The 25,638-nt window shown below is 43.8% G+C and carries 21 protein-coding genes; 5 read left to right on the top strand and 16 right to left on the bottom strand.

All coding sequences use genetic code 11. The features are described 5' to 3' along the window. Positions 1–304 precede the first annotated feature (304 nt). Positions 305–1,084, bottom strand: a complete 780-nt coding sequence (locus NYE35_RS08190; RefSeq protein WP_036675560.1) for a response regulator transcription factor — start codon at positions 1,082–1,084, stop codon at positions 305–307. Positions 1,085–1,380: 296 nt separating this feature from the next. On the opposite strand from NYE35_RS08190, the gene NYE35_RS08185 reads away from it, so the two are divergent. The 4 genes from NYE35_RS08185 to NYE35_RS08170 all read left to right on the top strand — a co-directional run bounded on the left by NYE35_RS08185 (position 1,381) and on the right by NYE35_RS08170 (position 6,124). Next, positions 1,381–2,331 (top strand): glycoside hydrolase family 113, encoded by a 951-nt coding sequence (locus NYE35_RS08185; RefSeq protein WP_036675563.1) that lies wholly within the window; start codon positions 1,381–1,383, stop codon positions 2,329–2,331. 21 nt (positions 2,332–2,352) lie between these two features. Continuing rightward, entirely contained in the window at positions 2,353–3,567 is a 1,215-nt protein-coding gene (locus NYE35_RS08180) for an AGE family epimerase/isomerase (protein WP_341120632.1), read from the top strand. Beyond that, entirely contained in the window at positions 3,567–4,739 is a 1,173-nt protein-coding gene (locus tag NYE35_RS08175; RefSeq protein ID WP_038569513.1) for a glycoside hydrolase family 130 protein, read from the top strand. Before NYE35_RS08180 ends, NYE35_RS08175 begins: the two co-directional genes overlap by 1 nt. A gap of 482 nt (positions 4,740–5,221) precedes the next feature. Next, positions 5,222–6,124: a manganese catalase family protein gene (locus tag NYE35_RS08170; RefSeq protein ID WP_036675571.1), complete on the top strand. Its 903-nt coding sequence runs from the start codon at positions 5,222–5,224 to the stop codon at positions 6,122–6,124. A gap of 62 nt (positions 6,125–6,186) precedes the next feature. Here the strand turns inward: NYE35_RS08170 and NYE35_RS08165 are convergent, their stop codons facing one another. The 13 genes from NYE35_RS08165 to alaS form a co-directional block, all read right to left on the bottom strand. Continuing rightward, positions 6,187–6,747 carry a GNAT family N-acetyltransferase gene (locus NYE35_RS08165; protein ID WP_341120630.1) on the bottom strand — a complete coding sequence of 187 codons (561 nt, stop codon included), beginning with the start codon at positions 6,745–6,747 and terminating at the stop codon, positions 6,187–6,189. Between the two features lie 40 nt (positions 6,748–6,787). After that, entirely contained in the window at positions 6,788–7,852 is a 1,065-nt protein-coding gene (locus NYE35_RS08160) for a LacI family DNA-binding transcriptional regulator (protein ID WP_076224454.1), read from the bottom strand. Between the two features lie 45 nt (positions 7,853–7,897). After that, positions 7,898–9,208, bottom strand: a complete 1,311-nt coding sequence (locus tag NYE35_RS08155; RefSeq protein WP_341120628.1) for an ABC transporter substrate-binding protein — start codon at positions 9,206–9,208, stop codon at positions 7,898–7,900. Positions 9,209–9,230: 22 nt separating this feature from the next. Further along, positions 9,231–11,111: a cache domain-containing sensor histidine kinase gene (locus NYE35_RS08150; protein ID WP_036675579.1), complete on the bottom strand. Its 1,881-nt coding sequence runs from the start codon at positions 11,109–11,111 to the stop codon at positions 9,231–9,233. A 169-nt stretch (positions 11,112–11,280) separates the two neighbouring features. Next, on the bottom strand, positions 11,281–13,467 hold the full coding sequence (locus tag NYE35_RS08145; protein WP_235219364.1) for a methyl-accepting chemotaxis protein: 2,187 nt from the start codon (positions 13,465–13,467) through the stop codon (positions 11,281–11,283). Between the two features lie 319 nt (positions 13,468–13,786). Beyond that, positions 13,787–15,118 (bottom strand): peptidase U32 family protein, encoded by a 1,332-nt coding sequence (locus NYE35_RS08140; protein WP_036675585.1) that lies wholly within the window; start codon positions 15,116–15,118, stop codon positions 13,787–13,789. A 99-nt stretch (positions 15,119–15,217) separates the two neighbouring features. Further along, positions 15,218–16,150 carry a peptidase U32 family protein gene (locus NYE35_RS08135; RefSeq protein WP_036675589.1) on the bottom strand — a complete coding sequence of 311 codons (933 nt, stop codon included), beginning with the start codon at positions 16,148–16,150 and terminating at the stop codon, positions 15,218–15,220. Positions 16,151–16,206: 56 nt separating this feature from the next. Continuing rightward, positions 16,207–17,256 carry an endolytic transglycosylase MltG gene (gene mltG / locus NYE35_RS08130; RefSeq protein ID WP_254924546.1) on the bottom strand — a complete coding sequence of 350 codons (1,050 nt, stop codon included), beginning with the start codon at positions 17,254–17,256 and terminating at the stop codon, positions 16,207–16,209. A 174-nt stretch (positions 17,257–17,430) separates the two neighbouring features. Continuing rightward, complete coding sequence (locus NYE35_RS08125) at positions 17,431–17,739, bottom strand: DUF1292 domain-containing protein (RefSeq protein WP_076104918.1); 309 nt, start codon at positions 17,737–17,739, stop codon at positions 17,431–17,433. After that, positions 17,732–18,040, bottom strand: a complete 309-nt coding sequence (locus NYE35_RS08120) for a DUF1292 domain-containing protein (RefSeq protein ID WP_038569507.1) — start codon at positions 18,038–18,040, stop codon at positions 17,732–17,734. Before NYE35_RS08120 ends, NYE35_RS08125 begins: the two co-directional genes overlap by 8 nt. Before the next feature lie 13 nt (positions 18,041–18,053). After that, on the bottom strand, positions 18,054–18,473 hold the full coding sequence (gene ruvX, locus NYE35_RS08115; RefSeq protein WP_036675598.1) for a Holliday junction resolvase RuvX: 420 nt from the start codon (positions 18,471–18,473) through the stop codon (positions 18,054–18,056). After that, a complete protein-coding gene (locus tag NYE35_RS08110) occupies positions 18,470–18,745 on the bottom strand; it encodes an IreB family regulatory phosphoprotein (RefSeq protein ID WP_036675601.1) in 276 nt (91 codons plus the stop codon). The genes ruvX and NYE35_RS08110 overlap by 4 nt, the downstream gene beginning before the upstream one ends. A gap of 315 nt (positions 18,746–19,060) precedes the next feature. Beyond that, positions 19,061–21,694, bottom strand: coding sequence for an alanine--tRNA ligase (alaS, locus tag NYE35_RS08105; protein ID WP_036675605.1), 2,634 nt, complete (start codon positions 21,692–21,694; stop codon positions 19,061–19,063). A gap of 521 nt (positions 21,695–22,215) precedes the next feature. On the opposite strand from alaS, the gene NYE35_RS08100 reads away from it, so the two are divergent. Beyond that, a complete protein-coding gene (locus NYE35_RS08100) occupies positions 22,216–23,079 on the top strand; it encodes a CPBP family intramembrane glutamic endopeptidase (protein ID WP_341120626.1) in 864 nt (287 codons plus the stop codon). 80 nt (positions 23,080–23,159) lie between these two features. Here the strand turns inward: NYE35_RS08100 and NYE35_RS08095 are convergent, their stop codons facing one another. After that, positions 23,160–24,077, bottom strand: a complete 918-nt coding sequence (locus NYE35_RS08095) for a DUF5692 family protein (RefSeq protein WP_036675614.1) — start codon at positions 24,075–24,077, stop codon at positions 23,160–23,162. Positions 24,078–24,372: 295 nt separating this feature from the next. Beyond that, positions 24,373–25,635 (bottom strand): FAD-dependent oxidoreductase, encoded by a 1,263-nt coding sequence (locus NYE35_RS08090; RefSeq protein WP_341120623.1) that lies wholly within the window; start codon positions 25,633–25,635, stop codon positions 24,373–24,375. Positions 25,636–25,638: the final 3 nt, after the last annotated feature.

The raw sequence follows: 25,638 nt of genomic DNA, 5'->3' as shown, positions 1-25,638 counted from the left end.
CTCTTCAATTCAACTCTAGTTTTAGGTAAATAACAAATATAATAACTTTTATCATCGCTTATAACTTGAAAGAGTAGTCATTAATACCGGATTATCTGAATTACTCTTGAAAACAAGTGATGATATCGCTTACAAACCCATTATAAATCTATTTTCGACGCAAAACGATGGTTTCAATTGCTTTTTCTGGTCTTATATTTGTTATTTTTGTTTTACTTATAATAATTTTGTTATCTAATTTATAAAAATATCTACAAAAAAAGAGAGCTTTTCGCCCTCCTAATAAATAGCTTCCTATATATGCCTAAAACTCTCGTTCAATTTTCGGGAATTTACAGCCGCTTTTATAATCCTTAGGTGTCATACCACACATTTTCTTGAACAATTTATTAAAATATACCGGATCGCTATAACCCACCTTCTCGGCAATTTCATAATTCTTCAGGTCAGGATGCTCCATTAGCAGTTCCTTAGCTTTAGAAATTCTAATCCGAATCAGATAGTCTGTGATCGTCTGCCCCGTCTTTAATTTGAACAAACGGCTGAGATAACTCGCATTCATGCCCACCATCTCCGCTAGGCGTTCTAGCTCGAAGTTCTGATCATACTCTCTCTCCAGAATGCTTTTTGTCTGCTCAACTACATAATGTTCCCCACCATCCGCAGCTTGTGAGAAAATCTCCTCATGCTCCGTCACGTTCTTTTTCTTTACATCCTCTACTCTCTTAAGCAGCTCATATAGCTGAGTCTTATCAATCGGTTTAAGCAAATAATCCATCACCCCATGGCGGATCGCTCGACGGGCATATTCAAATTCACTAAAACCGCTAAGGACAGCAATAGGTATATCCTCCATATGGTCTCTAACCTGTTCAATCAGCTTAAAACCATCCATTCTAGGCATTTTGATATCTGTAATAAGCAGATCTATATCCTCTCGGGATAACTTTTCTAAATGTTCCCAGGCTTCCAACCCGTTTCCGTAAGATCCAATTACATGTACGTCTATTTCCATTCTGGATGTGATTTTTTCGAGTCCCCTGCGAATGACTTCCTCGTCGTCCGCAATCATAACATTTATCATTTAAGTAATTCCCTCCAGTTGTATCCGCCAGTTATTATGATTGCGCTATCATCACGAATAGTATCTCCCCATGCATTACGTCAATGTACGATTGCGCCCTTTTATAGTCTTATATTTACTATAACTAAAGTTATTCAAATTTCCCAGCTCCAACTACAAATTGTCCTTGAAATCATCTACGAAAAAGTATATAACTAAATTAAGCTGTTATTATAAACTAACAAAATAATAATAACTATCTAACAAAATTAATTTTGCTAATTTATCTATTTCCATTTGTAAAGTGAGGATCCTCGATGATGTTAAACAACGAATACATTGCAGGCGTAACCTGGGGTTTCTCAGGTAGACGTGGTTCATGGACAACAAAAGAAGCTGAGTGTTCGCTGGAATTAATGTCCTCTGTCACCGGAGCGAACTGGACGGCCATTGCGCTCAGTGCGCTTCAAGCTACCGCTCATTCTACGGAAATTCCCTACTGGGAGGCTCCAACCGTTAGCGACGAAGAAGTGAAATGGGCTATCAGCAAAGCGAAGTCACTCCAGCTAAAAGTATGCCTGAAGCCGATTGTTAATTGTGCTGACGGAACTTGGCGTGCCCATATTAACTTTTTTGATAAGGATGTCCCTTGCGAGCCTAAATGGTCTGAGTGGTTCAGCTCTTATACTAAATTTATTCTGCACTATGCCGCTATCGCTGAGGAAACAGGCTGTGAAATGTTCTGTATTGGCTGTGAGCTTGTACAGACGGATAGACGCGAAGCCGAATGGCGTTCGCTTATTGCCGAGGTGCGGAAGGTCTACTCAGGTATTCTTACTTATAATTGCGATAAGTATCAGGAGGATAACGTAACCTGGTGGGATGCGCTCGATGTGATTTCTTCAAGTGGGTATTATCCAGCTAGTGATTGGGAGGCTCAGCTCGACCGGATTGAGCAAGTGGTGAGCTCACAGAATAAGCCGTTCTTTTTCATGGAAGCGGGTTGCCCAAGCCGGAGCGGGAGCGCTGCGATTCCCAATGATTGGACCTTAAAGGGCGAACCAAGTCAAGAAGAACAAAGTAAATTCTATCAGGCAATGTTTCAAGGCTGTGAGCACAGAGATTGGGTTCAGGGCTTTATGCTCTGGGATTGGCCTACTCATCTTTATCCAATTGAAGAAGCAGCACAGAATGATGATTACTGTATGTACGGTAAGCAAGCCGCTGGGATCATCAACAAATATTTCACCTCAAAAATCACCAAATAATGTGAGGAGTGACTGATTACAATGATTAATTCACCAGAATTATGGTTGACCCAACTTGAGGATGAGCTGCAGGATAATATTCTTAGTTTTTGGATGAAACAGACGAAGGACGAAGTAAACGGCGGTTTTGTAGGTGAGATCGACAATCAGCTGAACATTACTCCTAACGCAGAGAAAAGCCTTGTGCTTAATGCCCGGATCCTTTGGTCCTTTGCGAGCGCTTACCGGATCTACGGTAAACCGGAATATCTGGCGATGGCAGAACGTGCTTATACCTATCTGATGGAACACTTCATTGATAAAGAGTATGGCGGATTATACTGGATGGTGGATGCTGAGGGCAGACCTTCTCAAGAGAAAAAGCAGATCTATGGCCAATCCTTTGCTATCTACGCACTGGCTGAATTCTACCATGCGACCGGACGTCCAGAAGTCTTAGAGGATGCGATTCAATTATTCCAGCTAGTTGAGAAATACGGCTATGATTTTATTTATAAAGGTTATGTCGAAGCTTTATCACGGGAATGGCAAATCACTGATAACCTCAGTCTCAGCAGCAAGGATATGAATGAAAAAAAATCTATGAATACCCATCTGCATGTTCTGGAAGCGTATACCGGTCTCTATCGAGTATGGAAGTCGGAGGAGCTAAAGAGCACGCTAACTGAGCTAATCGAAACGATGCTGGATCATATCATTGATCAGAAAGGCCAGCATTTTCATCTTTTCTTAGATGAGGGATGGAATGTGAAATCAGATATTATCTCCTACGGACATGACATCGAAGGAAGCTGGCTGCTGGTGGAAGCTGCTGAAACCCTTGGAGAAGAGCTGCTGCTGCAGCGTGTGCGAACAGTCGCTGTCTCCATGGCAGAAGCCGTTCTTGCGGAAGGTATAGATAGCGATGGTGGGATATGGAATGAAGCTGACCCAAGCGGGCTGCTGAGCAAAGATAAAGATTGGTGGCCGCAAGCTGAGGCGGTTGTTGGATTCTATAATGCTTATCAGCTGACTGGTGACAGCAAATTTAATGAGGCTGCCCAAGCCTCCTGGACTTTTATCGATAAATACATGGTGGATCACAAGCTCGGTGAATGGTACTGGGGCGTGGACGAGAACCTTCAGCCCCTGCCTCACGGATCAAAGGTTAGCGCCTGGAAATGTCCTTATCATAACAGCAGAGCCTGCTTCGAAATGATCGCACGACTGAAATCAACTATAAAGGAGACTGTCTAATGTCATCATTATTCCAAGAACGCAAACAACAATTAACAGAACGTTATGAAGCCCTGATCGCCCGCAAGAACGAAAAGCTTCCTTATGGAAACGGCATTTATGACCGTTATACTCATCCACTGCTAACTGCTGAGCATGCGCCCTTAATCTGGCGTTATGATTTTAACCCAGACACCAACCCTAATTTTGCCGAAAGAATTGGCGTCAACGGCGTCTTCAACCCGGGTGCTATTGCACTGAACGGCAAATTCTATCTTGTTGCTCGGGTTGAAGGCAATGACCGCAAATCTTTTTTCGCTGTAGCAGAAAGCGACAATGGCGTAGACGGCTTCCGCTTCTGGGATCATCCAGTTGTGCTGCCTGAGACAGAAGTTCCTGATATCAACGTCTACGACATGCGCCTCGTAAGCCATGAAGATGGCTGGATCTACGGCCTCTTCTGTACAGAACGCAAAGATCCAGAAGCTCCACATGGTGACCTTTCTAGCGCAGTAGCACAGTGTGGTATTGTTCGCACCAAAGATCTGAAAACCTGGGAACGTCTGGCGGATCTCAAAACAGGCTCTGCTCAGCAGCGTAATGTCGTGCTCCACCCTGAATTTGTAGATGGAAAATACGCCTTCTACACTCGCCCACAAGATGGCTTTATCGATGCAGGTTCCGGTGGCGGTATCGGCTGGGGACTCTCGGATACAATTGAAGATGCCGTAATTACTAGTGAGACCATCATGGATGAACGCCACTACCATACCATCAAGGAAGTTAAAAACGGCCAAGGTCCGGCTCCAATCAAAACTGCAAAAGGCTGGCTGCATATTGCTCATGGTGTACGCAACACAGCTGCTGGACTCCGATACGTACTATATGCTTTCTTGTCTGATCTGGATGAGCCAAACAAAGTCACTCATTCACCTGGCGGTCATTTCATCGCACCAGATGGTGAAGAACGTGTCGGCGATGTCTCCAATGTCGTGTTCTGTAATGGCGTGATTGCACGTGATAACGGTGAAATCTATATTTACTACGCATCCTCCGACACTCGTATCCACGTGGCTACAACTACCGTTGACCAAATGTTAGATTATGTGCTGAACACTCCAGAGGATCCACTTCGCTCTTATGCTTGTGTACAGCAACGTATTGCTCTTATTGACCGTAATTTAGCATTGTAAATAAGGTTTCATAAACCCTAGAAATCAACAGAGCAGCGATTCTCCTATTATTGGAGGATCGCTGCTCTGCGTTTTAATCATTCACTGTTTGCTTCAAGCGAATATCAATCATCTAAAGTATCTTAAGGACTCAGATGACGCTATTCACATATATTTAGCCTTTAAAGTATGTTTTCGGACTCCAACGACGCTATTCCCTGAAAAGAGGCCCATTTGGGGCGTTTTCTAGGACGATAGCTGCTCTGGAGTCCGTTAGTATTGCAAATATCGGATAATACTGCATATAGGGTCAGCTGTGTCCGTTAGCGGGTTACTATGCGTATTTGATTGCGTATTTGATAGTATTTGCAGTTTGCCTTTTCGACACAAAAAGCCATTTACATGACGCACATCCATACTTTTCAACCCATTCATGAGTAATTCCTATAGATTAAGCTCAAAATAGCTCAGTAACCCCTAACCTCAAGGAGGCTGAGATATTAATGTTCAAACGTATGGATGAAATCATGATCGAGATTCCTGAAGTTGAGAAGCCCGATCCCAATGCTGCTGCCGCTGTTCAGGAATTGCTTGGCGGAAAGTTCGGAGAAATGTCGACCCTTAACAATTACCTCTTTCAATCCTTTAATTTCCGTTCAAAAGACAAACTGAAGCCCTTTTATGATTTGGTGATGAGCATAACAGCGGAAGAGCTTGGCCACGTCGAGCTGGTTTCGCATGCCATCAACAAATGTCTTCGAGGGTCAACAAGTTATAAAGAGCCCGATTCCACCCCTCTAGGGTCCGCAAAAGATGCGCGTCTATCCTATCACTTTCTGGCTGGTGCACAAGGGGCTATGCCTTTTGATTCAACGGGGAACCCGTGGACCGGAGCAAACGTATTTAATAGCGGCAACCTAGTGGAAGATCTGCTACATAACTTCTTCCTCGAATGCGGAGCCAGAACACATAAAATGAAGGTCTACGAAATGACAGACCATCCAGCTGCACGCGCTGTAGTCGGATTCCTTTTAGTCCGTGGTGGTGTCCACGTGGTCGCTTATGCCAAAGCAATCGAAGTGGCAACAGGTGTTAATGTAACTAAGCTCGTGCCGATTCCTTCGTTAAATAATAAATCATTCAGTGAAGCAAAAAAATATGAAGAAAAAGGCGTGCACACCAAGCTATACACCTGGAGTGAAAGTGACTTCGGCGCCATCGATCAGATTTGGAAGGGAACCCACCCGGAGGATAATCTTCCGCTTGAAGTCATTCAGGGAGCCCCTAAAGGTTTTCCGATCCCCGTTGCTCCGGCAGTCGAAGAGGAATTCGCTCCAGGAATCTCCCCCGAAGACTTTAAAGAAATTGCCAAACGCCTCAAAATGGCTGGAAATATTACAGACTAATATTCATAGTGAATCTGGTGAGGAAGTTACTTACAATCTTCCTTACCGTAGATTCACTTTTTTTAATTGTACAAACTGCGGAACTCCTCCTCAAGCATGGACATCAGAATCATGTTATGAAACTCTCCGTCTACATAAAGAGCATCCCGCTCCACACCATCGCGTTGAAAACCAAGCTTCTCATAGACATGAACGGCTCTGGGGTTAAAAGGATATACGCCGAGATGGATGCGGTGCAGCTTCAAAGTTTCAAAGCCATATCGTAGCATTTGAGTCATAGCTTCAGTACCGTAACCCTTACCCCGATGTTCATGTCCACAAATGCCGATTCGGATATTTGCACTACGATTGTCCGGATCTATTTCATTTAGTACCACTTCTCCAATGAGCTCACCCGTGTCCTTTACTATAATCATAAGATCTACACGATCCTCGGCTGGAACACTAATCTTACGAATCCAAGCTGCTGTTTGCTCACGGGAGAAATCTCCTTGTGATCCTGTTAATTGCCCCATCTCAACATCAAGCAAAAAATTATAATAAGCCTCCAAATCGGATACTTGTACACCTCGTAGTTGAATCTGTTCGCCTTCAATCCTTGGCATGACAACTGGTTCTGTCATAGCTAAGCTCCCCCTTACTCAAGCAAATCACAACATAGTTCTAGTCTCGCGGCTTATCCACAGAATCACGATGAACAATGTCCGCTGCGATAAGAATTTTCTCAAGCGGCGCAGAAGGATTATGAATACGGCTCAGAAGTTTCTCCACTGCGGCTCGGCCCATCGCTTCTTTAGGAACATGAACAGTTGTAAGCGGTGGAACTCCTCTTAAGGCATCCTCAATATTATCAAAGCCTGTAACTGAGATATCCTCCGGAATATTAAACCCTTCTTCCTTAAGAATGTCACTGACCGAAAGGGCTGTGGAGTCGTTAGCGCAGACCAAGGCTGTCGGGAGTGTTTTGGCTTTTTTACGCTTATTCACCCAGCTTTTAAAATCCTCCTGAAATAAGTCTTCCTCCACCCCTTCCAGAAAAAGATTCGCATCATCTTCCAAAGGCAGTCTTATTCCGCTCTCCTCCAGCGCACTCCGGAAGCCAATCCACCGGTCGCGGAAACTGCGTGAGAATCCAATATTGCCGATAAAATGCATTTGGGTATGGCCTGTTCCCATCAAATGATTCGTAAGTCGAGCCATGGAATCCACATTATTTGCAAACACGGTATCACTTGGAATTAGCGGATCTTCATGGTCAATCAACACCATCGGCAGACCAATACGATGCACCTCAAGCAGTAAGGAAGTAGAGATTTGTCCCACACCTACTAAGCCAAGGATTCCATTTGGATTCAAAATATTGACGAAATTATCCGCACGATTCTCAGAGATAATGACCATCCCAAGCCCTTCCTGATCCAGCGCAATAGCAATACCATCCACAATTTTCCCCCAATACAAGGAATCCTGCGTCTGAGAACGAATATTCGGCATTAACACCAGCACGGATTGCTTATTCCGATCACCGCCACCTACCGGAGGGGTGCGTTTTATGCCTTGGACAAAAGCATTTTTTTGCGTAAAATAACCCAGCTGCGATGCCGCTTGAATCACTCGTTCTCTTGTCGTCTCATTAACGCCGCCTTTACCCGAAAGTGACTTGGAAACAACGAATTTGGATACGCCGAGATGATCAGCGATTTTTTGCATAGTGACCTTTTTAGCCATATATAACCCTCCAGAGAATGTCATCAAATTTATGTAGTACTAACTTTAAGGCTGAGAAGTTTCTGATGTTCCTGCCCGCGCTTCCTTCCATTTTGCATTCAATTCGTCAAAAGCCTTTTGTAAATCAGGCGCAGCCAGTAACTCCTGAATGTAATCCCCGGACCAAAAGGACAGCTTGGCTCTATTCGCCAGATCGATGAACGCATCACTTTGTACGGTAGCATCAAGTAGCTTAGGCTTATAAGATAAAAACTCACGGTACTGCGACATAGAGGAATTCAAGCTTCCATCAGCCGGAAGGAATCCCCAGTCATCCCGATAGGAAGTCTCCTTTACAAAAAAATTCAACCACGCCATAGCAAGCTCTTTGTTCTTGGTGTATTTACTAACCCCCATGAACCAATCTGGATTGATCGGTGCATAATGAGTGCTGCCATTATCATAAGGAAACGGGAAGAATCCTATATCATCCGGTTCAGCCCCCACATCAAGGACTTGTCCAATCGTCCAATTCCCCAGTAAATACATTCCTGCTTGACCTTTAGCTAGCCTAGTCTTTGATATCTCCCAATTGTTCGAGAATAGTTCATCTTCTACGTAGCCTTTACCAATTAAGGTTCGAGCAATGGAAATTGATTTCCCCCACTCATTATCAAGCTGCCATGGGCTATCCTCATTTACCATATTATTTAGATACTCTGGATTGCCTGTCATATAGTTAACCAGACTGTTCCCCCATTCACGTAAAGGCCAGACGGCCCCATAATTCATATATAGGGGGATAATACCCGCTTGTTTTAATTTCGCACAAGCTTCGTAGAATTCATCCAGTGTCTTCGGAACAGTAGTTATCCCTGCTTTTTCGAATGCCCTTTTATTATAGACAATCCCAACCGTAGTAGTCCCAGTGGACAGCCCATAACGTTTCCCGTTATACGTAGCAAAAGAAGTGAAACGCTCACTAGCAGCGGTTTCTTCATCCAGCGGTTCGAAAAAATAATCCAGCTCCTTTGCTGGAAGATTCACCGGAAGCAGCAGTACATCACCGGCATCTTTCGTGGACAGCCGTACCAGAATATCCGTTGCATAATTGGACAAACCTTCAAATTCCACATTGGCTTCGGGGTATCTCTGTTTAAACTGGTCCGCGTATCCTTGAAAAGTTCCGTTCTCAATCAGATCTATTCGATTGGTCATCATGACTATGGTGCCGGACAAGTCAGACATCACCTCGTCTCCAACTGGAGGCGGAGTGGATTGCGCCTGCTTATTGTTATTGGCACAGCTACTACTCAATAACACCAAGAGAAGTAACAGTATGGTTCGCAAAGTCCATTCTAATTTCAACCCCTTCAACGGACAGCCCCCTCTTATTTCGTTACTCAGGTAAGCCAATCATTTCCGGCTCCAGTAATGGCAGCGACAAAATAACATCGGTCCCTCGTCCAAGCTCACTATATACCTGGATCCCAAATGCCGCTCCATAATGAAGACGCACTCGCTGCTGTACATTTTTCATGCCTATGCCCCCGTTAATGCTTTTCTTAGGAGGACTTTCGTTCTGCAGCCCATCATTCAATTTCTCCAAAGTCTTCTCATCCATTCCGATACCGTCGTCTTTGATATGAAACAACAGCATTTGCTCTGTAATCTCACAGTGGATGCTTAAATGCATTTGCGGCTTATTATCATCTAAGCCATGATAAGCAGCATTCTCAATGATGGGCTGGAAGACCAGCTTGATAATAGAGTAATTATCTAACGCCTTCGGCACATCAATATCCAGCAAAAACCGGTTAGGATAACGATAGTTAAGCAGCTCAACATAATTACGCACATATCCAAGCTCTTGCTTCAATGTCGTATTACCGCTCAGATCACTTGTACTATACCGTAGCAGTTTGCCCAGAATAGAGATCATATCCGCAGCTTCGACATCATCATTCAGCTCAGCGGTCATTCGGATGGACTCCAGTGTGTTATAGATAAAATGAGGATTGATTTGACTCTGCAGCGCATGAAGCTCTGCTTCCTTTTTCTGTTCTTCTATGCGGTAGATATCCTGAATTAACTGCCTGATTCGGGCTAACATACGGTTGAATTGATGCCCCAGCAGACCAATTTCATCACGCCGCTTAACTCTGAACATCACATCCAGATCGCCGCCCTGAACTTTTTTCATCAATTGAATCATCTGAGTCAGAGACTTAGTAAGGGCAACGGAAAGAATAATCGAAATAATTAACGCCAGTACAATGATACTTAATGTAGCAGCAAGTGTTGTATTACGGGTCACCTTCACATCACGCATCAGTACATCAACAGGTATAGAGATAATTACCTTCCAATTGGTTTTGGCAGAACCAGAGTATATATTTAAGCGCTCTTTTCCGTTGACTGTATCATAGAAACTTCCAGAAATTCCCCCAACTCTTTTGAACAAGTCTGAATCAGAAATATCTGTGGCCAGCAGCTTCTTGTCGCTGTCGTAGATGACCATTCCTTTCTCATCCACAATCAACGACTTCCCATGGGTGACTTTATCCAGCTCCGTAACTTGATTCTCCAAATTGCTAATATTCGCTTCAACCGCAATCAGCCCGATTGGATTTAACAAGCCATCCACGATTTTGCGAACAACGGTAAAAGCATATCGGGTGCTCTGCAGATTACTTGTATACGCCTGAGTACCGAACAATAATGCTTCTCCGCTGGAATCCTTAGTCTGCTGGCTCCAGTATTTATAGCTTTGCTCGAGATCGAGCCGTACGCCACCATCCTTCGCAGAATAATAACCATTTCCGTAAGCGTCAAAAATATAAACCGAGTTCGCGCCTCGCTTAATATTGTTAATAAACGAAATGTTGCCCTCTATCCCCCGTTGAATGGACAACAGTAGATCAAAATCACCGGGTGATAAAGTAGCACTCCCAGTTGCGCCTCCCATAATCTTTTTCTGCTCATGGTAGCGGTTTGAACGTATTAAATTAAGTTTGATATCATTCACATAGGCGGGCATAGATGAAATACGCTTCATATCTTCGATATAATCGTCTACTCCATCCATCATTTGATCGATTAATTTCTCAGAATAAGCAATAGTGTTCCCCTGAATAGATTCTGAGTAGCTCTTGAAGGTAAATACACTGATGAAGGATAACGGGAGGGTAATGATAATTAAAAAGACGAGGAGCAGCTTGCGTTCCATGCTCATGTCCCCGATAACGGACCACCAGCCAGAGATGCGTCTACCTTTCATTTGGTCCTTCTCCTTAATACTTTTTACCTAACTTGTTATTAAATTATAACAAATACCTAACAAAGTTATTATACGGTGTAGTTCTTCATTACACAACAACAAACCGCCTCTTCATGTTGAAGAAGCGGTTTTGTTAGGTAAACAATTTAGAGATTAGTGATGAATCCACTCATTTTATAGTGAATAATGACAGCTTGTCCTTCAATTGACCTGAAGCACTTTCCAGCTTGCCAGATAATGAAACGAGTTGATCACTTACATTTTGCTGTTCATTACTGAGGGAAGCTACTTCTTCGGAAGTTGCTGAAGACTGTTCTGCTACGGCGCTAACATTCCCCATAGCCTCTGACAACACACCTTGTGAATGATTCAGACTGCTAATCGCTGTTGTTACCGATTCTAAGCTTGTTATGAATTCATCCATCTGTCCTTTTACGGACAAGAAGATATCACTTGTACTCTTCACAGAGCTTACTTGTTCTTTAAACAGTGGTGCTACTTCGGATAATACAGCTTCCGTTTCGTTCATTTCCGCCATGATCTTATCCGTAATTCCAGCAACAAGGGCAATAGATTGCTTCGATTGGTCAGCAAGCTGCCGCACTTCACCCGCAACTACCATAAAGCCCTTACCAGCTTCTCCTGCACGAGCGGCTTCTATTGTCGCATTTAATGATAAAATATTCGTCTGCTGCGTGATACTCTTCATCACATCCAACACCTTAATTACGGAGAATACGGTCTCCTTCAGGTGGTTGACACGTTCGACAAGTGCACTTGTTTTTTCTCCAGTGCGGCTGGTCTGATCCAGCAGGTCCGTTAATTGCTTAGCACCTTGAGCACTAGCTTCACCAACCCCACGTGCTGCTTCATCCATCTCAGTGTTGGCATAAATCACAGTCTGCATTTGCGTAGCTATCACATCTGTAAGCTCATTACCACGTTCAGCTTCGAGCGCCAGGCTGCCTGCCCCACCGGCAATTTCTTCCGTAGCGGCTGCGATTTCCTTCGCAGAAATAGCTGTCTTACGTGAGGCTTCACCAAGCTCACCAGCGGTCTCCAGCACATCCCGAGCGGTTTCTGTCGTTTGCGATACAAGCTCAGTAATACGCTCCATCATCACGTTAAAGGAAGCTGACAGCTGGCCAATTTCATCCTTAGATACATATTCTGTACGTACACTAAGATCACCACCTGCACCTTGTACCATAAGATCCTTCAAGCGAGCTAGAGGACGAGCAATCATACGCACCATCCAAATCCCGATTACTATGGCTAGAAGAGCCGCGCCAGCAGCCGCAATAAAAGTAGTCAACAGAATCGGACGTGCTTCTTTCACTAGCTCATCTGTTGGGACTACCCCTGCCAACTTCCAATCCGCCCGAATCATTGGATTAAAGACAGCAAGGATTTCTTCCCCGTTTGTATCTTTTTCATCCAAACTCTTGTTATCTTTTTTACTTGCCTGAATAAAAGCAAACTCTGAAGGTTTACCATCGTCTTTTGAATCCGAAGAAGCTACTACGGTTCCATCAGGAGTGACAAGTTGAATTCGAGAGCCATCTCCCAGCTGGACACTTGCGAATGATTCCTCCAGCAATGTATTCTTCAACACAAGGATGACTATGTATCCTGTACCTGAGCCCAGGGTTTTGAGAGATCTTGCCATAGCAATATTTTTGTCTCCATCACCTTGAACAGCTGTAGAGAACCATATGTTCTTGGCCGCATCACCATCACCTTTAGAATAGTAGGATTCATAAGATGCAGTGTTGTCGACAATCTTTTTATACCATTCTTGTTCTCTAATGTTATCTAACTTAATGCCGCCACTGCCACTTGTAACAATGTCTTGATCAGGTGACTCCGGGATCAAAGAAACACTAAGAATATTAGAATCCGTTGTAATCTGACTGGACAACTTTTTACTTACTGCGCTTGTAGCTTCAAATTTCTCATAGGAAGATTGTGCAGTCACTAAAGACTTCAAATCTTCTTGCATCTGCGCATCAAAATAAAGCTGTAAAGCCAAGTTCTCGTACTGCTTCAAAGTAATATCTAACTTCTCTGAGGTCTGAATAATAGTCTGACGGTAGGCTTCCGATACGTTGTTCTTAATTGTCTTCTTGGCTTTTGAATAAGATAGCAGTCCAAGTGCCATTACCACAATTACAATTGCACACAAAAATATCAGGAATATCTTCACGCCAACAGATTCCATAGGATTAACTCTTTTGATCTGTCCCCGTAAATCTATTCCATTCTTCAAATTAAACTTAGGTGTCTTGCCTGCCCCTTCAATCTTGCTTGTTTCCTTGTTTCCTGTAATCGCCGATTTCTTATTCTTTTTATTCATGCTAAACCTTCTCTCATTATGCTTTTCACTAATACTATCTTGATCAGGATCCCCCATCTTGATCACCTACCCGCTAATATTAGAATACGCATGAAAGCGTTAACCAATATATATATCGGCGTATTAGGTCTTTTTCCTTAGCTTTACGAGACTTTTTTTACAACTTTTAACCTATGTATGTTTAATCATAATAAATAGCTTGTTGGACCTCCTCCCTTGGATATATTTGTTAATCCCTAATATATATAACTTATTGTTCGCTTTGTCAAAAAGAAAAACAGGGAGGCTCTTGGATGACCAAAAGCTTCCCTGTTTTTTATTAAAACTTCTTCTTACGCATCATATCAAAGTATGCAACTGGTTGATCTACCTTCATGCGAATAGGTTGCAGTGGATGACGGGCGGCATCAAGCGAATTGCCTTTCTCATCCCATATTTCGCCAACCGTTTGCTTGAAGAACGTATCGTTAGGTCCAAAGAATTCTACTTCCTGACCTGGCTTAAAGTGATTGCGCTGTTGAACTAGTGCCGTACCACTTTCAGCATCGTATTCAATTACAAGTCCGGCAAAATCATACGGAGCTGCTTTTTCTTCAGGCTCATAGATATGATCTTCATGATCCGGAGTATCATAGAAGAATCCTGTGTTTAGCGGACGGTTAGCCGCTTTGTTAAGCTCATCCAGCCATTCCTGCTTCAATTCATACCCTTCCGGATCTGCCATATAAGCATCAATGGCTTTACGATATGCATTTACGACAGTAGCCACATAGTGGATTGACTTCATTCGCCCTTCGATCTTGAAGCTGTCGATGCCCACTTCAATCAGTTCAGGTATACTTTCCAGCATACACAGATCCTTAGAGCCCATGGAGAAGGGATTATCTCCTTGCTGATGCAGTGGAATCTGAGTTACACCTGGAAGCAGAGGAGCTGGAGATTTCGCTTCAGCCTGCTCTTCCTCAGACACCCAAGTCCCTTCCGGACGTGCATCCTCAAACAAATCATATTTCCAGCGGCAAGACTGGCAACAGCCCCCGCGATTGGAATCACGGTCGGTGAAATGGTTGGACAATACACAACGACCCGAATATGAGGAGCACATGGCACCATGGATGAAGCTTTCGATTTCAATGTCGACATGTTTTTTAATCTCAGCAATCTCTTCCAGGCTTGTCTCACGGCCCAAAACAACACGCGGAAGCCCCTCTTCTTTCCAGAAGGACACCGCTTGCCAGTTCAATGTAGACTGCTGTGTACTCAAATGCACTTCAAGTCCAGGCACTAACCGGCGTGCTGTATCTACAATGATTGGATCAGCTACGATAATAGCAGCAATGCCAGCTTCATATAAGTTACGCAGGTATTCTTCAATTCCCGCGACATCTTCATTGTGAGCATAAATGTTTGTTGCAACAAATACCTTAGCGCCATATTTCTTGGCGAATTCAACACCTTCGCGCATTTCCTCGAAGCTGAAATTATCTGCGCCGGAACGCAAGCCGTATTGTTGTCCTCCGATATAAACAGCATCCGCACCATAGTGTACTGCGAACTTCAATTTTTCCAAATTACCAGCCGGAGCGAGGAGCTCCGGTTTGTCCAGACGGTAACGTTTGCCCTTATATTGCGGCTTTGTCATGGTTCCCATTCCTGTTCTCCCCTCCATCGCCCCACAAAGCTAAGTCACATGCTATAAATGCTGTCCTAATCTTCGTGGGGACCTATAACCTCTTTATTTTTGTCAAACTTAATATACTTGCTCTTTATAGAAAAATCCGAAGCTTAACTCCCGTTCAGGGTCCTGCACCGTTCTGATTACATCCATCCATTCCTCATCGAAGGCATAACCTTCCGGATCAGCCGCATAAAGATCTATCGCTTTACGATAAGTCTTCACAACCGTCACATTATACGCTATCGATTTCAAGAGTCCCTCAATCTTAAGGCTGTGTATACCTGCAGCCATCAGAATATGCAGATCCTCCAAAATACAAATATCATCCGAGCTCATAATATGAGTGCCGTTCTCGTCTTCATAAATCGGGAATTTCTGGTCATCTCGTTCTTCCTCAATCAGAAATAGTCCGCGTTCCTTCCCGAGACTTCCTCCATCACTAGGACGGCCTTGATGTGACATATAGCTTTCAACAAGCTTCCGCTTGGAATGGTATATATTGGTCATTCCATGAACCTGCACCTGTGCCTCAATCTCCAAAAGCGGAACCATTTCCGTCATTTCATCCATATTCAGCTCACGGGCCAGCACGACACGAGAAGCCCCCTTGCGTCCCCAATAATTCGCGGTCGCATAGTTGGTGGAAGTCATTTCCGCATTCCAGTGCAGCTTCATTGCTGGCGCTTCTTTCTTCACTGTGGTTAACACAGCTGGATCCCCGAATTCAACACCATCAATGCCAAGCTCACCTAAAGCCTTCACATAGTCAGGAAGCTCATCCAGCAGACGGTTAGACATCAGCCCACCCAAGCTTGCATACACTTTGCAGCCTCGCGAATGCGCCATTTCTACGACAGTCGCTGTATCCTCCAGAGAGAAATGTCCAGCAAGCCGCATCCCGAAACGGTCATCCCCAATGAGCAGCGCATCTGCTCCGGCATCCAGCAGAGCAGCAGCTTCCTCTAAGGACGCTGCCGTCACCAGCAATTCCGGTTTGTTAGTCATGTTGTACCTCCTACTTGTACAGTTATTTCAACCGCACCACTCTTCATTTTAATAGTTTATTTCGATTCTTGCTTGCTTTTTTCGATATTGGCTAAATGTTCCTTGTAGGTCTTAGCAAACAAATGGCCCTGTGTACCATCTTTTTTGGTCACATAGAAATAATATTCAGAAACTTCTGGTTCGAGAGCCGCCTGAATGGACTCCAGCCCCGGATTACTAATAGGTCCCGGAGGAAGTCCAATATTCTTATACGTATTATATGGATTATCAACTTCTAAATCTTTATACAAAAGTCTTTCCTTCTGCTTATTGAGTAAATATTGAACGGTAGCGTCAATCTCCAGCTTCTGTTCTTTCTTTAGGCGGTTATAAATAACCCCAGCCACAAGCGGACGTTCACTATCCACCACAACTTCCCGCTCTACCAGCGAGGCTACGGTTAACAGTTCATGCAGAGACAATCCTCGCGTTTCTAGCTTTTGCTGCCAGTCGGGAATCGTATCCAGCTTCTTCTGGAACTGATCCAAAAGTGCTTCTACAACTTCCTGGGGCGTGCTATCCTTGGTCAGTTCATAGGTTTCGGGAAATAAATATCCTTCAAGACGGTGGCGAAGATTCTTATCCTGCGGGATACCCAGAATATCAATCCCCTTCAAACCTGCACCAGTATCCATAATTTCAAGAAAAGTAGCCGCATCCTGATTCCAAGCTTCAGCGAGCTTCTTAGCGATCTGCTCAGCAGTATATCCTTCGGGGATGGTAAAGACCACAGTTTCTTCCTTAACTACATCACCTGCATTTAATCTCGCAATGAGTTCATCATAGCTGTCACCCGGCTTAGCGATATAAGTACCTGCTTTGAAGCTAGAACCTTCTTTAGTCCATTTCAAATATCCCTTAAAAAAAAGACTCTTACGGATAATGCCATTCTGCTCAAGCAGATCAGCAATCTCCGCACTTCCCATGCCCTTCTCTATCGTAAATGTTACAGCAGGACCTGCAGGCTCTACCGGCTGCATCCCGTTCCAAATGTACCATGCTCCCCCACCTCCTGCTGCTGCCAGCAAAAGAATAATGATTAACACAGTACGGATTGCGGATTTCAAGTCTGGTTCCTCACTTTCCGACTATAAAGTATAAAAGTGTATTGCCTAAAATTCAATATATATTTCCTTAAATTGATGTTTATACAGGATATTGCTCGCATTTCAAGCAAAAAGAGCGCGGAATTCTCCGCCCTCTTCCGTGCCCATCATAAATGTAACGTACATGTTTAAGATTTATTCAGCGCCATCTGCTGGAAAAGTCATCTCATCGTATAGCTCAGAGATGTCTTCCCACTCTTCATCGTCCATAATGCTCTCCAATTCCGGAAGTCCGTCAGAAGAGACAACGATACGCAGGATTTCATACTCCACGTCTTTGCCAGAGCCTTTCAGCACCGCATATCCGCGATCACCGACTTCAAATTCGGCGATAATATCGTAAATGGAAGATTTGCCTTGCTCATCTTCCAGTTCTACAGTTTCTCCGTATGCTTCTTTAAGCCGTGAAGTCCACACCGCTTGATCAGCGGATATCTCAGTCATTCTCCGATCCTCCGTCCAACTCGTCGACCAGTGTGTTGAAAGTCTCTTCGACAATCGCCCACTCCTCATCATTATCGATCATGAACAATTGAAGATCGTCGCCTTCTTCCACATAACGGAACGCGTATACCTCATCGGTTTCCTCGTCCTCGGAGTCTAGCGGAACCACCATCATATACTTAGCGTCCGAGCCATCAACCTCAAACTTCATAATGACCTCGAATTCCTCTTCATTACCTTCCTCATCGGGAATATAGATAATTTCCGGTTCTTCCTCTTGGCCAATCTGTTCGTTTGTCATATCCTCGCACCCCTCACCTTTTACTGTTAGCATCCAAAAAATTTTGCAAAATCAGGGCTGCAGCCATTTTATCCACAATCCCCTTGCGTTTCTTCCGGCTGACGTCCCCTTCAATCAGCACCCGCTCTGCGGATACCGTCGTCAGACGCTCATCCCAAAGGTGTACGGGCATTTCTAACTCTTCCCGTAGCTTATCAGCGAACTCAATACAGATTTCGCCCCGGGGTCCTACTGAGCCGTTCATATTCTTCGGCAGACCAACTACAATCTCTCCAATTTCGTGCTCTGCAACAAGTTCACGAATGCGTTCGAACTCATTACCCGTACCTCGGCGCTCAATCGTTTCAAGAGCTTGTGCCGTCCAGCCAAAAACATCGCTTGTGGCTACACCGATTCTACGGTCGCCGTAATCTAAACCTAACTTTTTCTTCATTTCGGATTGTCCACCCTGTGATTGACGAGATAGAATCTAACCAGCTCTTCAATCAGCTCATCACGTTCTTTTCTCCGGACCAAACTTCTCGCATTGTTATGGCGCGGAATGTAAGCCGGATCTCCGGAAAGAAGATACCCTACGATCTGATTGATCGGATGATACTCTTTCTCCACCAGTGCATCGTATACTGCTAGCAATATTTCCTGGGGAGAAGCTTCCTTTTCGTCGCCCTTCACATTGAATTTGACCGTTTTGTCCATGGAGTCCATTTGTGACACCTTCCTTCTGCAAAATCGCCTTTTGGGACGGCTTCGCAAAGTTGCTACTGTGCAGCTCGCTTGCTTCCTTTATCATAACATATTCATGCCCCAACGAGGAAATCCTGCCCGTTATTAACGCTTTTTTTGGCATTTTCTCTACAAAAATTATGATATTTTTGGCTTTTAAGCTATTGTCAAGCACAATTCTTCATGAATAATCTAACATCCTGCTAATAAAGAGTAGCGGTACTGATATCAAACTCTCAGTACCGCTATGTTTTCTCGTAATACGTTTAGTTAGAGAAATGGTTTCGTAATTTTAACTTAGGCTAAGGAAGCTACCAATTCTTCAGCCTTTGCCAATGCTTCGTTTAGCTTAGAAGCATCTTTACCGCCGGCTTGCGCCATATCTGGACGCCCGCCACCGCCGCCGCCGCAAACCGCTGCGATTTCTTTAACGAGTTTACCAGCGTGGAAACCTTTCTTCACAAGGTCTTGCGGTACAGATACTACAAAGTTCACCTTATCATCCATCGCCGCACCTAATACAAGCACTGCATCCGGAAGCTTGGATTTCAATTCATCCGCTGTAGAACGCAAAGCATCCATATTGCCTGCTTGAACAGCAACAGCCAGGAGCTGCGTACCTGCGCCAACTGTCTTCACACTGCTTGTAAGTTCAGCAGCAAAAGTAGCGCTCAGCTTGGATTGCAGAGATTCATTCTCACGTGAAAGCTCACGCACCTGGTTATGCAGCGCTTCGATCCGTTTCGGAACGTCATTCAGAGAAGACTTGAGAAGGCCTGCTGATTGTTTGAGCAAATCTAGCTGGCTTTCAGTGAACTGGTAAGCGTAACGTCCGGTAACTGCCTCGATGCGGCGCACTCCGGATCCAATGCCACTTTCGCTAAGCAGCTTGAAAATTCCGATTTGCGACGTGTTGGATACATGACAACCACCGCAAAGCTCAAGACTGTAATCGCCCACTTGAACGACACGGACGATATTACCGTATTTTTCACCAAAGAGCGCCATTGCTCCCATTGCTTTAGCTTCATCAATCGGCTTGTTCTCAATCACTACATCTAGACCGCGCCAGATTTGTGCATTTACGCGATGTTCGATATCGCTCAGTTCTTCTGGAGTAATCGCTCCAAAATGGGAGAAGTCAAACCGCAAACGAGCACCTTCCACTAAAGATCCCGCTTGATTAACATGCCCGCCAAGAACTTCTTTAAGCGCTTTGTGCAATAAATGGGTAGCTGTGTGGTTCTTCACGATATCTTCACGCTCTGCACGATCCACTTCCGCGCGAACGGATTCGCCCACTTTCAATTCTCCCGCTTCCACAGTTACCAAATGTACGTGTTGGCCGTGCGGCGCTTTAAAGAGTCCTTTTACCTTAGCCGTAACTGAACTCCCAGTAAGCACACCGGTGTCACTTACTTGTCCGCCGCTCTCAGCATAGAACGGTGTTGCTTCAAGAATAACTTGGCATTCTGCGCCTTCGCCGGCGACATCTACCAATTCATCACCCACAACAATAGCCAGGATTTTCGACTCTGTTACCGAGTCATTATATCCAACAAATTCACTTTTAACCGTCAGGTCTGCTAGTGCGCCTCCCTGAATCTTCATGCTGCCGCCATCATGACGTGCAGCTCTTGCACGGTCACGTTGCTCCTGCATAGCCGCATCAAAACCTTCACGGTCTACAGTTAATCCTTGCTCCGCTGCGAAATCTTCGGTCAAGTCAAATGGGAATCCATAAGTATCATATAACTTAAATGCATCGGCTCCAGCAATATTGCTGAGACCCTCTGCTTTTGCTTTAGCACTGATCTCACCCAAAATAGCCAATCCGTCAGACAATGTTTCGTGGAAACGTTCTTCTTCAGTACGAATAATCTTTGCGATATATTCGCGGTTGTCCACAACGGATGGATAGTAGACACCCATAATTTCGCCAACGGTTTCAGTCAGCTCATACAGGAATGGACGATCCAGACCCAAGGTCTTTCCGTACCGAACAGCACGGCGAAGCAAACGGCGGATAATATAACCGCGTCCTTCATTAGAAGGAAGTACTCCATCCCCTACTGCAAAAGTAACGGTACGCACATGGTCAGCGATTACTTTAAGCGCGATATCCTGCTCAACGTTATCTTTATAAGTTACACCCGCGAGTTGTGCTGTCTTTTGAATAATAGGTTGGAACAAATCAGTGTCGAAGTTGGAATCTACATCCTGTAGAATGGATGCAAAACGCTCCAAACCAGCACCTGTATCAATGTTTTTATTCGGAAGCGGCGTATAGCTGCCATCCTTGTTATGGTTAAATTGTGAGAACACCAAGTTCCATACTTCCAGCCAACGTTCATTTTCTCCGCCTGGATACATTTCCGGATCGCTCATATCACTGCCGTAAGCTTCTCCGCGGTCATAAAAGATTTCCGAGCAAGGACCGCATGGGCCTTCGCCAATATCCCAGAAATTTTCGTCGCCCAGCTTAATGATGCGTTCAGCAGGCAGGCCAACCTTTTCATTCCACAGCTTAAATGCCTCTTCATCCTCTGCGTACACCGTTACGGAAATACGTTCCGGGTCAAAGCCGATCCACTCTTTGCCGGTTAGGAACTCCCAAGCCCATGTGATAGCTTCTTCTTTGAAATAATCACCGATGGAGAAGTTACCCAGCATCTCGAAAAACGTATGGTGACGGCGTGTCTTACCCACATTCTCAATATCATTGGTACGAATACATTTTTGTGAGTTGGTCAGGCGCGGATTTTCTGGAACCTCCCGGCCATCGAAGTACACTTTCAAAGGTGCCATACCCGCATTGATCCACAGAAGCGAAGGATCGTTGTGAGGAACGAGGGACGCGCTTGGTTCAATCTTGTGACCTTTACTTTCAAAAAACTTAAGCCATTTGGAACGAATTTCACTTGCTTTCATAATTTACAGCTCCCGTCTCATCTTTTTACTTCGGCATTTACACCGGAAATTACAAAATACCTAAAAAATAAAAACAAAAAAACGCCCCTGAATAATTCAGGGACGATTAATATCGCGGTACCACCCTGGTTATCGCCTTGACCCCACTCATGGGACAATTGCAGACGATCGCCTTGTCGCGGCTGATAACGGGCGCCCCCGGTGAGCATTGATCTCACACTCCGAAATTAGCTTTCCACCGGCCTGTCTTCAAGGTTCTCACAGCCATTACGAAACGTTTCGTAAAGGAACCTTTTCTCTGACCAAGCCATCCTCCGGTGTACTTCATTTTCATCAACGATTTGTCCGATTTGCATTTTAACATTTCAAGTATAGCCAGTGCCCTTGCTTCTGTCAATCTGGGGATGGGCGAATGTGAAGAATAACACATGATTTTTGTAACAGTAAACTTGGCCTCAAAAAGGATATAGTGAAATCTAAGGTTAATTTGGAATATTTTGTATTCAGGAGGACTGCCGTTGATGCTTCACTCCAAGGAGTTCAATCCATCATCGATTTTTGAAGCAAAGCCTACACACTACCTTTTTATAGCGAGCCTGATTTTTATTCATATTATCTTTACTCTTGCGGTTAATCTTATCCTTTTTGAGCATGGATATTTAAGTTTTATCGCCAAAAACACAAACCACTGGATCAATGAAACGTTAGCCGCCAATCTAGTTGGGCTTCTCTTAGAAGTAATTATTTTTTTGATTCTGATAGCTAAAGTTTCGCCCCGGGATTTTGGGTTAAAAATAGAAAAATTACGAGCTGGACTGCTGGGCACCTTTCTGTTTTGGCTCGCTATAAATATAGTAGATTTGTGTATGATACACTTGAATCACTCAGAGCTAACGCTTAACAATAATATCTTCAGTCATTCAAATTTAGTTTTCGGTGAAATTCTAGGTCAAATCTTCGGAAATGCTTTATTGGAAGAAATCTTATTTCGCGGCTTCCTGCTCGTTCAAATCTATTTATGCTTAAAAAAAATCAACAACAAGACTACACGGATGATCTCGGCAATGCTGATTTCACAATCGATCTTTGCTGCCATACATATCCCAAACCGGATTTACTCAGGATTAGTTGGAATGGAGTTTGTTTATGATTTTATCATGCTTCTAATTCTAGGAGTTATATTCGCTCTACTCTATATCTTAACCAAAAATCTATTTTTCGTGATCGGCGTTCACTCATTAATGAATATTCAGATAGTGTTTTGGAATAGCAATTTCACGTATACGGCAACTTTATTATGTGTGTTATTACTGACCTGTCTTTTGCTTTGTATAAAAAGGAAAGAGTTTCGCGCGCAGCAACATCAGGCGGATATGGAGCTCTGATAATTAGAACTTTAATTACTCACAAAAAGAAGTTCCACCTTTAAGCTGGAGGAACCTCTTTCATTATTATATTATTTCTATTAATTCGCACCCTCTGCAATAGCCTTATAAGCAGCTAAATCCGTATAAACTTCCTCTTTAAGCGGATTGCGTTTATGCTTGATAATTTTATAGAAATGATAACCAAACACTGCAATATTAGCAGCTAAAGATAATGCACTTACTACCCACAGAGCGGTTTCACTATGAGAGGATTGTACAGAGAACTTTGACTCGCCAACAAACGCCGGGAATGACATCGTAAACATCATCCAAATCGCCAAAGTCTGTGCACGATGCTGCAGCCATGCCCCTTTTTTGAAGAAGAACGCCGGGATGGTACAAGAAATCAACAATGCTGCACCTGCATAGAAGGAATGGTCAGAAACTGCATTATATACATAGGCAAAGTTCCAAATGTCATAAGCAATGATCCAGAACCAAAGCTGGTCAGGCCACAACATATCTTTACTCTTATCTTTACTGATCACAATTCCCATCCAACCAGAAATCGTAATAATGTTCAGAATACCTGCGATCCCGTTCATAATGTTCCAAGGACCACCTACCATCATTACGCCATCCACCATACCTTGCAAGCTGTACACTTGGAAATCACGAATAACTGCTTCAAGAATGTTAACTGCAAGGATAATAGCCGGGAACATTAATATATATTTATTTTTGTCCCATCCTTTAACATAACGGATAGCCATAAACCCTATACATCCTGCCAAAGCAGAATATACTTTTACCCAGTGAAACCATGTTCCAGTACTAGAGCCTTCGCCTGCCGTATTCGGCCAGACCGCTATGGTAAGAACAATAGGGACAACTATAAACAGAATGATTGAGAACCACTTGCTCTTCCGTGCGATTTCATTTACAAACATTAATCCTGCTAGTACTACTAACCACATTAGCGCAGAGTACCAGGGAATCGATTCGAATAAAAACATGTTTTACTCCTCCTTGTAGTTGGGTGTATATAATCTGTGTCTCAGGTCCAATATAGTACATCCCTCTTTGAACGATCAAATCGCTTAAAACGTTGATTTATCAGTGTTTTTTTAGTTTCATTTCAAGTTGAGTTTACACAACCATAGCACTAGGATTCGCCAAAGTTTCTACCTTTCTTCTAAGTAATCTATTAGAATGCATGTCTACAGAACTATATACTGCAAACCTAACTTGAATGTAAAAAAAACCTTGTCGACAAATTTCTTTGTGGACAAGGTTCCTCTTTACTATTATTTAAAAGAATCGTTCAACCAAGTGTTTCGCATATACAATACAATTCTCAAGTGTAGGGAAGTTCATGATTTCTCCAGCTAAATAGATATTGTTTTTCCCCTGCATCTGATCAACCCGTTCATAAAACCCCTCATGTAGCGCATCAGAATCCACATGAGGGAAATGCTTCCAACGCTTCATCATATACAGTCGAATGCTCTCTCCGCCCAGCTCGCGAAGTTTATTTTCTACCGTCTCTCGCATTTCCAGATCAGTCATAGCTTCATTCTCTGCTACATAAACCGTAACTAGATCCGTAGTTCCCATATCTGCCCACCGATAGTACCATGCCATCATATGCCCTTTACGTTCAGGGTACATATTCCGGGGGATATAGCCAGAAAGCTCCGGCAGCCCTTTCACTCTGTAGGCATATACCCTAAACCATTCATACGTTATACTCGCTAATAAGGTTTTGTCCTCACTGGACAGGCTAACTGTATCGCCCATTTGCTCTAAAGCTGCTGTATAAATGACCTTGTCAAAATAAAAGATGTCCTGACTCGTCTCTACTCGAACCTGTCCATCTTGTTCTTGCTCCATAAAAAGCACTTCACAAGTCAGGCGGAGATCGTTCACTTGGTCGGCCATTCGTCTTATCAGTTCAGTAACACCCTTAGGCCAGGTTATCATATGCGTAATTTCAATAAACGACAACAGATTATCATAGCTTAGAAATTTCAACACATATGCAGCGGGCACATTATGGATACTACCGAATCCAAAAGTATTAAAATAATGCATGTAGACCTGTTCAAGGACAGACAGCTTATTCTCTGCACACCACTGTGAAAATGGCTGACATAAATCTGGTGGTAAGTGAAGAAATCCCGGTTCTTGGAGAGACTCATAGCGTTTTAGAATATCCGGCAGTCGTTTGAATTCTTGTGTAAACGCCTCTATCTGCTCCATGGGAATCTGTGAAGTTTTCCTCCCATTATTATCAAAAAATCCACGTTCTAACAAGGGTCCCCTATCCATAAGATCAAAATCTCTCATTAAATCCATCGTATGTTTATAGGTGGGCAGGCCGATTAGCGTCCCCATTTCATAACTTTTTCCTTTGTACTCAATAGAATGACACTTTCCTCCTACTCTGTCCGACTTCTCCATGAGGGTAATGTGGGTATAACCTTTTTTCGCTAATTCGTAAGCAGCTGTAACCCCAGAAATCCCTGCACCGATGATCCCAATTCGGTCTTTATTCTTCGTGTTTGTCATCATCCG

Source organism: Paenibacillus sp. FSL L8-0494, assembly GCF_038003695.1.
Taxonomy (GTDB): domain Bacteria; phylum Bacillota; class Bacilli; order Paenibacillales; family Paenibacillaceae; genus Paenibacillus_AQ; species Paenibacillus_AQ odorifer.
The sequence above is the reverse complement of the archived record's forward strand: the minus strand, read 5'-3'. Positions and strand labels throughout refer to the sequence as shown.